This window comes from Streptomyces sp. NPDC037389 (genome assembly GCF_040636475.1).
Lineage (GTDB): Bacteria > Actinomycetota > Actinomycetes > Streptomycetales > Streptomycetaceae > Streptomyces > Streptomyces hesseae.
Genome location: NZ_JBEZUS010000004.1, coordinates 1 through 15,637, shown reverse-complemented (window position 1 = coordinate 15,637; position 15,637 = coordinate 1). Strand labels below are relative to the sequence as shown.

General features: G+C 73.3%; 9 protein-coding genes. 4 read left to right on the top strand and 5 right to left on the bottom strand.

Annotated elements, in window-relative coordinates:
• Window positions 1–51: 51 nt before the first annotated feature.
• Together lhgO and AB0E98_RS09645 are read right to left on the bottom strand one after the other, a co-directional pair.
• The gene (gene lhgO, locus AB0E98_RS09650) at window positions 52–1,296 is read right to left on the bottom strand and encodes an L-2-hydroxyglutarate oxidase (RefSeq protein WP_361700598.1); all 1,245 of its coding nucleotides are present in this window, start codon (window positions 1,294–1,296) and stop codon (window positions 52–54) included.
• Window positions 1,297–1,446: 150 nt separating this feature from the next.
• Window positions 1,447–2,907, bottom strand: a complete 1,461-nt coding sequence (locus AB0E98_RS09645; protein WP_361700595.1) for an MFS transporter — start codon at window positions 2,905–2,907, stop codon at window positions 1,447–1,449.
• Window positions 2,908–3,617: 710 nt separating this feature from the next.
• Between AB0E98_RS09645 and AB0E98_RS09640 the strand changes: the two genes are divergently transcribed.
• A complete protein-coding gene (locus AB0E98_RS09640; protein WP_361700592.1) occupies window positions 3,618–5,840 on the top strand; it encodes an asparagine synthase-related protein in 2,223 nt (740 codons plus the stop codon).
• 78 nt (window positions 5,841–5,918) lie between these two features.
• Here the strand turns inward: AB0E98_RS09640 and AB0E98_RS09635 are convergent, their stop codons facing one another.
• Both AB0E98_RS09635 and AB0E98_RS09630 read right to left on the bottom strand, forming a co-directional pair.
• Entirely contained in the window at window positions 5,919–7,934 is a 2,016-nt protein-coding gene (locus tag AB0E98_RS09635; RefSeq protein ID WP_361700589.1) for a sigma-70 family RNA polymerase sigma factor, read from the bottom strand.
• Window positions 7,935–8,475: 541 nt separating this feature from the next.
• Complete coding sequence (locus tag AB0E98_RS09630; protein ID WP_361700586.1) at window positions 8,476–9,225, bottom strand: helix-turn-helix domain-containing protein; 750 nt, start codon at window positions 9,223–9,225, stop codon at window positions 8,476–8,478.
• A gap of 544 nt (window positions 9,226–9,769) precedes the next feature.
• Here AB0E98_RS09630 and AB0E98_RS09625 point away from each other — a divergent pair.
• Together AB0E98_RS09625 and AB0E98_RS09620 are read left to right on the top strand one after the other, a co-directional pair.
• Window positions 9,770–11,095 (top strand): NAD(P)/FAD-dependent oxidoreductase, encoded by a 1,326-nt coding sequence (locus tag AB0E98_RS09625; protein ID WP_361701497.1) that lies wholly within the window; start codon window positions 9,770–9,772, stop codon window positions 11,093–11,095.
• Window positions 11,096–11,374: 279 nt separating this feature from the next.
• A complete protein-coding gene (locus tag AB0E98_RS09620) occupies window positions 11,375–13,240 on the top strand; it encodes a SpoIIE family protein phosphatase (protein WP_361700583.1) in 1,866 nt (621 codons plus the stop codon).
• Between the two features lie 76 nt (window positions 13,241–13,316).
• Here the strand turns inward: AB0E98_RS09620 and AB0E98_RS09615 are convergent, their stop codons facing one another.
• Window positions 13,317–14,618 carry an MFS transporter gene (locus tag AB0E98_RS09615; RefSeq protein ID WP_361701495.1) on the bottom strand — a complete coding sequence of 434 codons (1,302 nt, stop codon included), beginning with the start codon at window positions 14,616–14,618 and terminating at the stop codon, window positions 13,317–13,319.
• Window positions 14,619–14,718: 100 nt separating this feature from the next.
• On the opposite strand from AB0E98_RS09615, the gene AB0E98_RS09610 reads away from it, so the two are divergent.
• On the top strand, window positions 14,719–15,267 hold the full coding sequence (locus AB0E98_RS09610) for a MarR family transcriptional regulator (RefSeq protein ID WP_361700581.1): 549 nt from the start codon (window positions 14,719–14,721) through the stop codon (window positions 15,265–15,267).
• The last annotated feature ends 370 nt before the right edge of the window (window positions 15,268–15,637 follow it).

Here is a 15,637-nt window from a genome sequence, read left to right as displayed (position 1 = left end):
AGCCCCGCCCTTTCACCGTTTCCCGGGGGCTTCGCCCCCGGCCCCCCGGCCCTACCGGCTGAGGTGAACCAGCACCCGCCGGGCCACCTCCCGCCCGATCGGCAGCGACGCCGTCGCCGCCGGCGAGGGCGCGTTCAGCACGTGCACCATGCGGGGCGACTCCGCGAACAGGAAGTCGTCCACCAGCGTCCCGTCCCGCAGCACCGCCTGCGCCCGTACGCCAGGCGCCGCCGGTATGAGGTCCTCGACGGTGATCCCCGGCAGCAGCCGCCCCACCGCCTCCGCGAAGGCGCGCCGGGAGAGGGAGCGCCGGATCTCGCCCGCCCCGTAGCGCCAGTGGCGCCGGGCTATCCGCCACGTGCCCGGATAGCCCACCGTGCCGGCCAGCTCGCCCGGCCGTACCGTCCAGCGGCCGTAGCCCTCGCGGGCCGTCGCGGGCACCGCGTTCGGCCCGAGGTGGACGCGGCCGTCGATGCCCCGGGTGAGATGGACGCCCAGGAAGGGGAACGCCGGGTCCGGCACCGGATAGACCAGGCCCCGCACCAGGTCCGTACGCTCCGGGGCCAGCTCGAAGTACTCCCCCCGGAACGGGATGATCCGCATCCCCGGGTCGTCGCCCGCCAGTCGCGCCACCCGGTCGCTGTACAGCCCGGCGCAGTTGACCAGCGCCCGGGCTCGCAGCACCTCGCCGCGCGCCGTGCGCACCGCGACGGCCGGGCCGCGCCGCCCGACGACCCGTACCTCCGCCCCGTAGCGCACGGAGGCGCCGGCCTCCTCCGCCAGCCGGGCCAGGCGGCGGGCCACCGCGCCGAAGTCGCACACCCCCGTCGTACCGACGTGGATCGCGGCGATGCCGCGCACCGCCGGCTCGTACTCCGCGATCTGCGCGGGGCCCAGCTCCCGCACGGGAATGCCGTTCTCCCGGCCGCGCTGGACCAGGGCGTGCAGCCGGGGCAGCTCGGCGCGGTCGGTCGCCACGATCAGCTTGCCCGTGACCTCGTGGGGCAGACCCTGCTCCGCGCAGAACCGCACCATCTCCGCCGCCCCCCGCACGGCGAAGCGGGCCTTGTACGAACCGGGGCGGTAATAGATCCCGCTGTGGATCACTCCGCTGTTGCGGCCGGTCTGGTGGAGAGCGGGGCCGCTCTCCTTCTCCAGGACCACGACGCTCGTGCCCGGCGCGGCGCGCGTGATCGCGTACGCCGTCGACAGGCCTACGATCCCGCCGCCGACGATCAGCACGTCACAGTCGTACCCGCCGCCGTCACCGCGCACTTTCAGTGCCTCGCCACCCACGTCACCATGATGACGGGTGACACTGACAGTCGGCCGCCAGATGGGGGCGTGGGTGTTCGAGCCGGGGTCGGCTCCGCCCCCCTCCCCCCGGGCCCCGGCTTCTCAAACTCCCCCAGCTACCGCTGGGAGGTGCCCCCAGGCGGCCGGACCTCACCCGTGCGCCACCAGCAGCGGCCTCGCCCGCTCGCGCAGCTCCACCACCCGGGGCTCGTTCCCGTACGGCTCCAGGCGGTGGAGCAGATCGCGTACGTACTCCGTCGTACGGGCCGAGGAGATCCGTCCCGCGACCTCCACCGCCCGTGTACCCGCCGCGCACGCCGCGTCCAGGTTCCCCGACTCCAGCTCCGCGACCGCCGAGACCACCAGGCGCAGGCCGTGCGAGCGTACGAACTCCTCCGTCGGCCGGGCCAGGGCCTGCTCCGTGAAGCGCTGTACCTGCCGTGGCATCCGCAGGTCGCGGTAGCACTCGGCGGCGTCGGCGGCGAACCGCTCCTGGGTGTAGAAGTCCAGCCAGGACGGGTCCGGGTCGCCCGGACGCGCCCGCTCCAGCCAGCCCTCGGCGGCCTTCAGCGCCGTACCGCACGCGGGGCCGTCCCCCGCCTTCGCCTGGGCACGTGCCTCGACGAGGCGGAAGAAGCTCATCGTGCGGGCGGTGGCCAGGCCCCGGTTGCGCTCCAGGGCGGCCTGGGCGAGGTCGACGCCCTCGTCCGCGAAGCCCCGGTACGTGGCCTGGAGGCTCATCGACGCCAGGACGTACCCGCCGAGCGGGACGTCCGCCGCCGCCCGGGCCAGCCGCAGCGCCTGGATGTAGTAGCGCTGGGCGGCCTCCTGCTGGCCCGTGTCGAAGGCCATCCAGCCCGCCAGCCTGGTCAGTTCGGCCGTCGCGCCGAAGAGCGAACGCCCCACGTCGTCGCTGTACGAGCCCAGCAGCAGCGGCGCCGCGTCGACGCGCAGGCACTCGGGGACCATCGACGAACGCCAGTCGCCGCCACCGTACTTGGAGTCCCAGCGGCGGGCGTCGTCGGCGGCCTCCCGCAGCTTCGTCACATCGCTGTGGCCGACACGCTGCGGTAAACCGCAGTCCGCGCCGGCTCCCGAGGCGGCGGCCGTGGCCGCCTCCCGGGCCGCCTGCTGCGGCTCGCGCGCCACCGAACTGTCGGCGGGCGTTATCAGCCAGCGCGAGGCCGGCGTCGAATACGCGCTGACGGAGAAGGAACCGGCCAGGCTCTGCCAGATGCCACCGCCCCCGCGTCGGCCGGCGACATCCAGCCGGTAGAGCTCCGTCGCGGACCGCACCGCCTGGCCGATATCGCGCGGAAAGGAGAGCCCCACCTCCGGCGCGGGATCGGCGTCCGCGAGCCCGATCTCGTGCAGCGGCACCGGCCGGCCGAGCTTGGCCGCTATGGCCGCCGCGATCAGATGCGGCGCCGCGCCCTGCGGCACCATGCCCTTGGAGACCCAGCGGGCGACGGATGTCTTGTCGTAGCGAAGTGTCAAACCCCGTTGCGCGCCGAGGTCGTTGACCCTGCGCGCGAGACCGGCGTTGCTGATGCCGGCGAGGGCGAGGACAGTGCCCAGCTTCTCATTCGGCCCGCGTGGCTCCCTGGACATGCGCACCCCTCGACGAACGGCGCCCGCCCCGGCATAGGCTCGGGGCATTCGTAAACCCAGCGTAGTTCGCCGCATCCCGACCGTTAAGAGGCGATGTCCCGGATGGCGAGATTCTGGCCCGTATGTGCGTGCATCGAGGGGCACGTGCTCCGGTTGTGTGTGGCCGTGCGCCCACCGTGCGCTCTGTCCGCGCCCGTAGGGGCGGCGGTTCCATGGAGGGGCGTGGGTTGGCCCGCTGCGCTGGAACCAGTGGGCTGGGGGAGGCCGTCGCCTCATTCCCCGCGGGCGGCGGCACGGTCCGGGAGGTGGCTCGCGCCTCCCGGACCGTACGCGCGCACGCCGTCCGGTCCGTTCCCGGCGTGGTCGCGCCGTGTCCGTCTCCTTTCCGGTCCCCCTTGAGCGGACCGCTCGAACCGGGGCGCCCCGAATTTGGCCGGATCCGGGTGTGCCGCGCGGCCGAGGACAGGCGGGTCGGCGACGCGGTGCGGAGCGAACGGTCGGGCGAACCGTGACGAAACGCTATTTCCCTCCGTTGTCAGGTGAGTTGGCAGCCGGTGTCGCACGGAACCTGTCGCCCAACGGGCGCCCCAGACATGTCCCAGGGGTGCCCCATGGATGTCGCAACCGTCGCCCGCTGTGCATGATGACTGCTACCTGATGTGCGGCCCGTTGGTTGTCCTGTTGGTTGTCCACAGCCTGTGGAGGCGGCGATGCGCTGGTTGGTGGGGTGGAGCCGCGGCGCTGCCGGAACCGGAGCCCAGCCCGGGTCCGACTCGCCCGGCCCCCAGGTCGAGCCCGTGGGCGCCCGCCTCCTGTGGGGCGACCCCGCGCCCCTGTGGGCCGTCGGCGACTGGCGCCCCGATGAGGTGCGCGTCGTCCACGCCGACGCCGACACCCGGCTCGCCGTGCTCGGCCGCTGCGGCGCGAGCGACGACGCCCTGCGCTCCGGCCTCCTCGCCGCGCGCGGCGGCGCCCTGCGCCACCTGACCGCCTGGCCGGGCAGCTACACCGCCGTCGCCCGCGTCGGCCGCCGCCTCACCGTCGCCGGGGACCTCGCCGGCGCCCGCCCGGTCTTCCACGCCGCCTGGTCCGGCGGCACCGCCTACGCCACCGCGGCCCTCCCGCTCGCCGACCTCGTCGAGGCCGAGCTCGACATCGGCTACCTCGCCGCGCTCCTCGCCTGCCCCGACTCCCCGGAAGCCCTCGCCGACGGCACGCCCTACACCGGCATCCGCCGCGTCCCGCCCGGCCACGCGCTGGTGCTGCGCGACGGCGCGCGGGACGTCACCGGCTACGAACCCACCTCCTCGATCGCCGTCGCCGCGCCCCAACTCGACGTACGGCAGGCCGTCGAGGGCGTCCGCGAGGCGATGGTCGAAGCGGTACGGACCCGGCTCGCCGCCCCGCGCCACGCCCTGGAGTACGGCGACGGACAGCACCTACCGGGCGCGGGCGCGTACGGCTCGGCCGGCTCATGCAACTCGTACGGCTCATACGGCTCGTACGGCTCGTCCGAGGGCGCGTACGGCCACGGGCACGCCCCCGGTATGGGGTCCGCGCCCGGCGCGGGACCGGCCCACCGGCGCACCGCCTACCGTCACGGACCGGCCCCCGGGGTCGGCGCCGACCTCTCCGGAGGCAGCGCCTCCGGCACCCTGGCGCTGCTGGCGGCCGGACTGCCGGGCCTGCCCGGCACACCCCTCGGCTTCGGCACGGGAACGGGCGAGCGGCTGCTCGCCGTCACCTTCAACGACCTCGCCTCGGACGGCGGCCGCACCCGCGAATCCGAACTCGAACGTGCCCGCACGATCGCCGCCAACCCCCGGCTCCGCCACGTCATCGTCGCCGCCGGAACGGAAGCGCTGCCGTACGCCGAGCTGTACGACGGCCCGCTGACCGACGAACCCGGCCCCGCCATCGCCTCCGCCGCCCGGCACCGCAGAAGACTGGCCGCCGGTGGCGCCGACCACCTCGTCGGACACGGTGCCCGGCAGGTTCTCGACGCCCACCCGGCCCGCCTGGCCGACCTGCTGATGGACCGTAGACGGCGGCACCTCCTGAAGCCCGTCTCGGCGCTGGCCCGCGCCGACGGCCCCTCGGCGCACTCGCTGTTCGTCCCCTTCACCGTCTACCGGGCCGCGCGGCGGCTCGCCCGCACGTCCTACCGCGAGGGCCTTGAGGGAGCCGCGGCGGAGCTGCTGTCTCCGAGGGCGTACGACCCGGTCCCGGGCGCCGGGGTGGCGGGCGGCCCCGTGGACGCCTCGCTGGCCGCCCTCACCTGGTGCCGGACCGGGCCCGCCGCCCGATGGCTGACCGGCGAGGCGCTCGCGGAAGTATCGGTTCGCCTCCAGCGCGCGGCGGTCCGCGCCAACGGGCTGGCGCAGCGCCCCGGCGAACGCCGCGCCGCCGCCGCGCTCAGCCGGCACGCCGCGGACCACCGCGTTCTTGAGCAGGCGGCGGAGGTGCGCGGCCAGCGCCTGCACGCCCCCTTCCTCGACAACCAGGTCGTACGGGCCTGCCGCGCGCTCCCCGAAGCGCTCCGGGTGCAGCCGGGGGCGCGCGCCTCCGTGCTGCGCTCCGTCCTGGCTGGCGCGGGCATCCGTGAACTGCCGCTCGGCTGGGGCGCCCCGTCCCACGCCGCGCACGCGGCGGCCGGACGCGCCGGCATCGGGGCCTCCCTGGGCCCGCTCCAGGACCTCTTCGCCACACCGCTCCTCGCCGACGCGGGTCTCGTCGACGCCGGCGTCGTACGGGGCGCCCTGCACGCGGCGGCGAACGGCGTGCCACTGCCCCTGGACGGGCTCGCCGAACTCGTCTCGGCGGAGGTCTGGTTACGCCGCCTCCTCGCCCGGCGCGGCACCTGCTGGACGGGCCCGGCGGCACCGCGCCGACGCGCCGTGGCGGGCGGCGTACCGCCCCGGCCCAGCCTGTGAGGACGGCGCCCGGCCCGACGGGCGGCGGGCCAGGGCGACGGGGGCGAGTGGGCGGGCGAGTGGGCGAGTGGGCGGGATCTAGCCGCAGCTGATCCGGGCCAGCGCCCAGTCCGGCACCGCCACCCGGTCCCACGCGGACACCGGCTGTACGACGAGGCGCAGCGTCTTGCGCCCCGTCAGCGGCACATGGACCGGCACCGCCGCCTGCCCGGCCCGCACCGGGCCCGAACTCCACATCCGGGAACCGTCCGCGTAGACGGAGAACGTGACCGTGCCCAGGCCGAACGACATGTCGTCCAGACCCGCCATGGCGTCGTAGGACGTACAGGACCGGTTGAGGTCGATCGTCACCGACGACGCGGCGTGGACGGTCACCCCGTGGCGGTACGCCGTACCGCCGATACGGACACCGCCGTACCGCTGCCACAGCCAACTGCTCGCGCCGAACCGCACCTCGGGCTGCGAACCGTCGCCGAGCCCGCTGTACTCCAGCTGGTTGAGCTGGAAGACCGCCGGGGGCCGGGGCTTGTTCGTGGGCTTCGGCTCGGGGGCGGACGTGGGGTCGGTCTTGTGGGTGGGCTTCGGCTTGGGTTTCGAGGTGGGGGAGGAGGGGTGGGCCGTGGGGGCGTGAGCGGTGGGCCCGGACCCGGCCCCCGCCGCGGCCGAAGCCGCCGCCGACGACGCGGAGGCCGACGGGGCGCGCGACACGGAGGGCGCGGGCGCCGAGGGCGAGGCCCCGGCCGACGCGTCCGTGCTCGCGTGCGTGCCCGAAGGGCCCGCCACGGGCTTCGCCACCAGCGCGGGCGGGGCCGTCGGGCCCTCCGAGGCGGTCAGCCTGGGCGTCGCCTTCGGCGCGCGCGGCGTCGGCAGGGCGGGGGCCACGGTGTCCTTGGCCAGCGGCTTCTCCGGCGGCGCGGACGTCCCGGACGCCAGGGTGTAGGCGATGACCGCCCCGGCCGCGGCCACGGTCCCCGCGACGAGCGCGACCTTCGCCGCCAGTCCCAGCCCCTGCGCCGCGACCCCGGAACCGGACGCGCCGGACCCCGCCGCCCCGGACCCGGCCGAAGCCGACCCGCCCGTCCCGGCCCCGCTCCCCGCAGTGCCCGCGCCGCCCGCGCCTCCGCTCCCGCTCCCCGCAGCACCGGCACCCGAACCAGCGCCCGCACCGGCACCCACATCCGCACCGGCGCCCGCACCTGTGCTCACGGCAGCGGCTCCCGCCGCCCCGGCCGCTCCCGCGGCGAGCCCGGACGCCGCCTTGAGCGACCAGTCGGCGGCGAACCAGCCGATGACCGCCACCGGCAGCAGCCCGCGCAGCTGCGCGTTGACGTCCGCGACCTCCCGCGCCGCCATACGGCAGCGCGAACACCCCTCCAGATGCCTGCGCATCCCCCGCTCGGCCCGGGCCCGCAGGCTGCCGCGCGCGTACGCGCCGAGCCGGTCCGCGTAGCGCGAGCATTCGCCACCGGACGTCAGCGACGTACTCACATGAGCCTGGAGATAGGCCTGTCGCAGCCCCTCGCGCGCCCGGTGCGCCAGTACCGCCGTGGCATTGGCGGTCAGCCCGAGGAGCGGTGCCACCTCGCTCGGCGACTCCTCCTCCACGGTGGTGTGCCAGAGGACCGTCTGCCACCGCTCGGGCAGGCTGCGGAACGCCCGCACGGCCAGGGTCTCCTCGGCCTCCTGCATGGCCCGTACGTCCGCGCCGAGCCCCAGCGTGTCGTCCTCGGCGGCGACGGACGCCACCGCGGACGAGGTCGCGAAGACGGCGAAGTCCTCGACGAGATGCTCCCGCCGGGTCGTCCGCCCCCAGGCCGCCGCGACCCGCCGCACCGTGGTCAGCAGATACGCCCGTACCGCCGTGTCCGGCCCGGAGCCGCCCCGCACAGCCTGGAGCGTGGCGGCGAAGACCTCGTTGGTCAGGTCCTCGGCGGTGTGGTCGTCGCGGCAGCAGCTACGGGCGTACCGGCGGACCGCGCCGGCATGGCGCCGGTACAGCTCCTCGTACGCTCCGCCGTTCTCCCCACCGCGCAGCTGTGCGACCAGCTCGAGGTCGGACGGTGGCACATCCGTGTCTTCCTGGTCTTCCCGCACACCCGCATCATCGACCGGCGCACCGTTCTCGGTACAACCGGCGGCATCGATCTGTGTGGGAATGCCGGAAGAACCCCGGTCTGTCACCCCTGGCTCGGCATCCGCCCGGCCGCTGTCCCTCGGCGCCGGCACTCCCGAACCGACGGGCCCGAACCACAGGTCCAGGGCGCCGGAGAGGGAGTCGGGGCCCGGATCGGGGGAGGACGCGGACGGTCCTCCCTGATCGGGCACCTTGTGCAGCGGCGAAGGATCGCCGGCCTCGTCGCTCCCGCGAGGCTCTTCCCGCCCGTCAACACTCATAGCGCAGGCTCCCCGTACACGCCGGCACACTCGAACTCCGAGCAGCCTCGCATACGGGAACGCGGCAGGATCACTTCACCGACGGCAACCACCCGTCCGGGCCCTGCCCGGGCCGGAATACCGATGGTCACGAGAACCGACGATAGAAGGGCGGTTGTCGACGCCGACGACCAGCGCCGACGCCGACAACCGTCACATCACAGCCTCCGCCGACGGTGGGCGACCGACCGACCGTGGACGACTACCGCGCGGGACGGGACCGCAGCCCCTCCAGCAGGATGTCCAGCAGCCGCGACGAGGCCGCCGCCTGCTGTGCCGCGTCCGGCAGGGACGGCGCGGCCGTCGCTATCACCAGCAGCACATCCGCGACGGTCACATCGGCGCGCAGCTCACCCGCCGAGCGCGCCCGCTCCACCAGCCGGCCCACGACGTCCAGCAGGGCCGCCGCACCCGCGTCGTCCCGCTCCTGGACCGCCGTCGGCCGCTGCTCGACGAGCCGCAGCTCGTGCAGCTGACCCCCGGCGCCCACGGGCTGCCGCTGCTGCGGCACCCGCGCCGGAACCCGCTCGCGGAGCTCCTCGGCCTCCACGTCGACGCCGACCCGCAGCACCTGCGGAGGCAGCAGCCGGCCCGCGCCCGACGCCACCGACGTGCGCAGGAACCGGGACAGCGCCGACCACGGCTCGTCCTCCTGCCCCAGCGCGGTGCGCGCCTGCTCGGTGAGCCGTGCCGTCTCCTCCTCGGCTATCCGCCGGACCAGCACGTCCTTGCTGGGGAACCGGCGGTAGACCGTCCCCACTCCCACCCGGGCCCGGCGCGCCACGTCCTCCATCGGCGCCCCGTACCCCAGCTCGCCGAAGACCTCGCGAGCCGCCCGCAGGACATGTTCCAGATTGCGCTGAGCATCCACGCGCAACGGCGTATTACGGCCACTCGTGCCGTCGGTCGTCGTCGCGACAGCGGCAGACCAATGAGAGCTCTGAATGGTCATACGTTCCCCCGGTTATGACGTCTCCCCCCGGAGACTCCCCGCCCTGACTGCCGGGGCGCGTCTCGACACCCCGACGGAGTACGAACATAGTTGAGCCCAGGTCAAGAAAGAAGGGGGTAGTTCCGCACAGGCCGTCCCCGATTGGAGTACAGGCCTGATCCCCTTTGATTCTGCACCACCGCTCCACCTTGTCGCATCCCCTCTGACCTGCGAATTTTTCCTACTTGACGAGCCTCCTCGCACGGACGGATCAGCTCCGGCGCCGGTCGTACATTTCAAAAGGCCTGTGGACAAACCACTGAGACCGATGCGTCATGGGAAGGAGCTGTGCCACAACGCGAGGACGATGCCAGGACGACGCGGCAGCACGAGGAGGAAGAGAGCCTTGGAGAGCGGACCGGCGCGTGAGAGGCACGAGGGACGGCAGGAGCGGGAGGGGCGGAAACCCGCACCGGCGGGAACCGATCCGGCCACCGAAGCCCCCGCCCGGGAAGCCCCCACCCAAGAAGCCTCCACCCGCCAAGAAGCCTCCGCCCCCGCGCGCATCCTGGTCGTCGGCGGCGGCTACGTGGGGATGTACGCCGCCCTCCACCTCCAGCGGAAGCTCAAGCGCGGCGAGGCCGACATCCTGGTCATCGACCCCGAGCCGTACATGACCTACCAGCCGTTCCTGCCCGAGGCCGCCGCCGGCTCCATCCAGCCCCGGCACGTCGTCGTCCCCCTGCGCCAGGTCCTCGCCAAATGCCAGGTCCTCACCGGCGAGGTCACCGCCATCGACCACGAGAACCGCACCGCCACCGTCAAGACCCTCGCCACCGAGGAAGAGGGCACCGGAGCCGTCGACCTCCACTACGACGAGCTGATCCTCGCTCCCGGCTCCATCTCCCGCACGCTCCCCGTCCCCGGCCTCGCCGACCACGGCATCGGCTTCAAGACGGTCGAGGAGGCCACCGGCCTGCGCAACCACGTCCTCGAACAGCTCGACATCGCCTCCTCCACCCGCGACCCCGAAGTCCGCTACGCCGCCCTCACCTTCGTCTTCGTCGGCGGCGGCTACGCGGGCGTGGAGGCGCTCGCGGAGCTGGAGGACATGGCCCGTTACGCCACCCGCTACTACCACAACGTCCAGCCCGAAGACCTGAAGTTCATCCTGGTCGAGGCGAGTCACCGCATCCTCCCCGAAGTCGGCGCGGAGATGGGCCAGTACGCCATCCGGGAGCTGCGCGGCCGCAATATCGACGTACGCCTCGACACCCGCCTCCAGTCGTGCGAGAACCGCGTCGCCGTGCTCAGTGACGGCTCCCGCTTCCCCACCCGCACGCTCGTATGGACCACCGGCGTCAAACCCCACCCCGTCCTCGCCGCCACCGACCTGCCCCTCGACGAACGCGGCAGGCTCGTCTGCACCGCCGCCCTCCGCGTGGACGGCGCCCCGCACGCATGGGCCGCCGGGGACGCCGCGGCCGTCCCCGACCTCACCGCCGGTCAGGCCGACGCGACCTGCGCCCCCAACGCCCAGCACGCCGTGCGCCAGGCCAAGGTCCTCGCCCGGAACGTCATCGCCTCGCTCCGCGGCCACGACCTCCAGGACTACCGCCACAAGTACGTCGGCTCCGTCGCCTCCCTCGGCTTCCACAAGGGCGTCGCCCACGTCTACGGCAGGAAGCTCAAGGGCTACCCCGCGTGGTTCATGCACCGCGCCTACCACCTCAGCAGGGTCCCCACCCTCAACCGCAAGGCGCGCGTCCTCGCCGACTGGGCCCTCGCCGGGCTGTTCAAACGCGAGATCGTCTCGCTCGGCTCGCTGGAGAACCCCCGGGCCGAATTCGAGCTCGCGGCGGGCACCGGACGCCACCCGGAGGCGAGTTGACCCCGGTGACCGGCGTGGCCCGGAGCACGGGAACGCCTTTTCTGGGACGCGGCGTCTGACGAATGTCGGACCCGTCGGCCACACTGGACGTGTGACCATGGGTGGGCTGGTAGCCGCGAAGAGTAACAATCATGAGGATCCGGACGTTTGCTGCACTCCCCCGGGGGCCGGCCCCCGCACCGCCAACCGCGTCGCCGAGCCGGGCGCGCGGCACCGCCACCCCGCAAGGCATCCCACGTCGCCGAGCTGACCCGGAACGACTCCGCGAGGTAATCCTCAGTGAACTTCACCCGCTGGAGCGCCCGGCTCCCCGGAACGCAGCGCCGAGCAGCGGCGCGCGCCGACCGCACGCCCGCCACGTCCCCGCAGCAGCCCCCGCCCGCGCCCCCCGGCGGTAGCGGCGGCACCGTGCCCGCCGCCCGGGCCGAGTGCACCCCGGCGCCGGACGCCGAGCCCGTCCCCCGACTCGACGCGCTCTCCGTCCACGACATCCTCGGCACTGTCCCGGCCCTCGTCGCCGTCGTCTACGGTCCCGAACACCGCATCGCCTACGTCAACGACGCCTACGCCGCCCTCTTCGGCCCGCGCGCCCCCGGCACCCCGGCCCGCGACGCCCTCCCCGAGCTCACCGAGCTCGGCCTGCTCCCCCTGATGGACCAGGTACTGCGCAGCCGCAAACCCCGCACGGTCAAGTCCCGCCGCGTCCCCGTCGCCCCCGGCCGCCACGGCTACTACACCTTCACCTGCACCCCCATCGACGTCGGCGAGGACAATAAGGACAGCAGGAGCAGCGGGGAGGACGGCGCGGGCGGCGAGGAAACCGCCGACAGGAACGCGAGCGGACGCAAGCGCGCAAAGAGCGGCGGCGGGGCGAAAAGCAGCGGAAAGCCCGACACCCCCACCGCCAGGACGGACACGAAGGGCACGGACACCCGGCGCGGCGTCCTCGTCTTCGCCGCCGACGTCACCGACCAGGTGGAAGCCGCGGAACGACTGCGCGCCAGCGAACGCCGCCAGCGCGAGGCGGCCGTCACCCTCCAGCGCAGCCTCCTTCCCCAGGAGCTGGAGCAGCCCGACGACCTCCGCGTCGCCGCCACCTACCAGCCCGGCGGCAGCGACACCGCCGTCGGCGGCGACTGGTACGACGTCATCACCCTCGGCGCCGGCCGCACCGCGCTCGTCATCGGCGACGTCATGGGCCGAGGCGTCCGCGCGGCCGCCGTCATGGGCCAGCTCCGCACCGCCGTACGGGCCTACGCACGCCTCGACCTCCCACCCCACGAGGTCCTCCAGCTCCTCGACGGCCTCGCCGCCGAGATCGACGCCACCCAGATCGCCACCTGCGCCTACGCCGTCCACGACCCCAACGAGGGCCGCCTCGTCTACGCCTCGGCGGGCCATCTGCCGATCCTCGTCCGCGACCCCGACGGCACCGTCCACCGGGCCGCCGAGCCCACCGGCCCCCCGCTCGGTACCGGCGGCTGGCTCCACACCTCCGGCAGCATGCCCCTCGGCCCCGGCTCCAGCGCCGTCCTCTATACGGACGGCCTGGTCGAACGTCGCCACGAGGACATCGACGAAGGCGTCGCCGCACTCGAGCGGGCGTTCACGGGTGCGACCGGCTCACCCCAGGTCATGTGCGACCGCCTCATCCGCGCCCTCGGCGTCACCCAGGAACACGACGACGACGTCGCCCTGCTCGTCCTCCAGCACCCCTTCCGCACCGGCCACGACGCAGAGCTCTTCCACAACGCCGCGCTCGAGCTCCTCGGCGGCATCGAGGCCGCGCCCCGCGCCCGCGCCTTCGCCTCGGGCGTCCTCGCCAGCTGGCGCTTCCCCACCGAGCTCCGCGACCTGGGCGTCCTGGCCGCCAGCGAGCTCGTGGCCAACTCCCTCCAGCACGGTGAACCGCCCATGCGGCTCCGGCTGCGCCGCACCGACCGCCGCCTGATCATCGAGGTCACCGACGGCGACGACCACCTGCCGCGCCGCCGCCGCGCCGAGCCCGCGGACGAGGCCGGCCGCGGTATCTCGATCATCGCCACCATCGCCTCGTCGTGGGGCTCGCGCCGCACCCCGGGCGGCGGCAAGGCCGTCTGGTGCGAGTTCGCGCTGCCGGGCGCGGGCGTCCATGAGTACCCATGAGGAAAAGGGTGGGCCTGGCGGAAGCTTTCACTTCCGCCAGGCCCACCCTTTTGTCCGGCGCGTTCTCTGACGAAGGTCAGGCGGCCACGGGCACTCGCTCGTCGGTCTCGGCGGGAGCCATGGCCCGTGCCCGCTGGGCGCGTGCGACGAACGGATTGTCCTGCGCCACCGTGAGCCGGCGCCCCAGCCGCAGGGCCAGCGCCGTGATGCCGAGCGAGCACGTGATCAGCAGAGTCACATAGACACCGGACAGCCCCAGCCCCACCAGCAGCGCGCCCAGCAGCGGACCCGACGCCATCGCCAGCTGCTTCACCAGAGCGAAGGCCGAGTTGTACTGACCGATCAGCGACGCCGGAGCCAGGTCGGCCACCAGCGGCGCCACGGTCGGCGACAGCATCGACTCACCGACACCGAAGAGCACGTAGGTGGAGATCAGCAGCCCCGTGGCCACCGCCTGCGCACCGTGCACCAGACCGGACAGCGCCGCGGCCACCCACGCCACGGTCCAGATCAGCCCGACCAGCGCCATGACCCGGCTGCGCCGACGGCCCTCCACCAGCTTCAGCACGACGAACTGCGTCACGACGATCGCGGCCGTGTTGGCGAACAGCGCGATGCCCAGCGTGGCGGGGGAGACGTGGGTGACCTCCGTGGCGTACGCCGCCAGGCCCGACTCAAACTGTCCGTAGCAGGCGAAGAACATCACGAAGCCCAGCACGCACAGCCACACCATGGAACGGTCCCGCAGCAGAGTGCGCCACGCGCCCTCGGGCCGTCCGTCCGTCGGCACGGCGTCCTCGACCCGGGGAACCTCCGGCAGCTTCACGGTCGCCACCGTCGCACCCAGGACCAGGAACATCACCGCTTCGATGGCGAACAGACGGATGAAGCTCGACGCGGCGCTCTCGTCGACCATCAGACCGCCGATGAGCCCACCGAGACCGAGGCCCAGGTTGTTGAGGAAGAACTGGGTGGCGAACGAGCGGGAGCGGGTCAGCGGCGTCGAGCACCACACGATCATGGTCGCGAGCGACGGCTGGATCACCGCGATACCCGCACCGAGCGCGGCGGCGGAAGCGATGACCAGCGGGGTCACGCTCGACAGACCCAGCCCCAGCGAACCGATCGCCGCCGAGACCGTACCCACGATGGCCACGGGCAGCGGACCCCGCCGGTCGATCGCCCGACCGGTGAAGGGCAGCACGATCAGCGCCGCCACGGCCAGCGTGAACAGCGTCAGACCCGCTGTCCCCGCTCCCAGACCCCGCACCTTCGCCACATAGACGTAGAGATACGGAACCGTGAAGCCGTTGCCGAACGCGCTCAACGCGTTGCCCAACTGGATCCGGCGCAGCGCGGCGCCCATCGCGGTGGTCACACTCACCCCTCAAGGTTGAAGACTTCGATGCTAAAGTTCGAAGCTAAAGAGTACATGGCGAAGGGCTTTAGCGCGAATGATTTCTGCGATACTGCCGCTCATGGCAGACACCCCCGGGCCCGCCGAGCCGAGCCTCGAAGAGCAGATCGCCGTCTACCAGCGCGAGTACCAAGGCCTGGACCCGCAGGTGGAACGCGTCGTCTCCGCTCTCAGCCGCCTCAACCGCCGCATGAACGTCGCGTACGGGCGCCAGACCGCGGAGCTCGGCATGGGCAACGCCGAGTGGGAGGTCCTCAAGGCCCTCGTCCTCGCCGGCGACCCCTACTGCCTGGGCCCCGGCGACCTCGCCAAACGCCTCGGCCTCACCCCCGCCGCCATGACCCACCGCATCGACCGCATGGTCGCGGAGGGCCTGGTCACCAGGGAGCGGGACGAGAACAACCGCGTCCGCGTGATCGTCGGCATCACGGAGGAAGGCCGCGCGAAGTGGCTGGAGGGCCTGCGCAAGGCCACGGTCTTCGAGGAGGAACTCCTCCAGGACCTCTCAGCCGACGAGCGTGCCCAGCTCGGCGAGATGCTGACCCGGCTGCTGCGCCGTGTGGAGCGCGCCCAGCCGGACTCCGGGGGACGGCTCAACGACCTCGACTGAGGCCCTCGACCGAGGCCCACGGGGCCGGTTGACACGGGTCCGCCGGATCCGTAGTGTTCTCCGAGTTGTCACGGGGCCGGTACGGTTCCGGGACAGCCACTCGAGCCGCATCGGCGGCGATCACCTCTTTGCATGACCCTTGAACGGGATGAATTTCGGCGTGTCCGAAATTCGGATCGGGCGCCGATTAGGCGCCGCGGGGGAAATCCGCTAAAGTAGTGATCACGCCGGAAGCCGCAAGGCAAAGGCGAGAAACCCCGCTCCGACAGGGGGCCGGAAACGGAATTCGAACCGACTGCTTCGATTGAGAAGCGGAAGGAACGGAAAACGGATCTGGTAAGGTTGGAAACACCGAAGGGAAGCCCGGAGG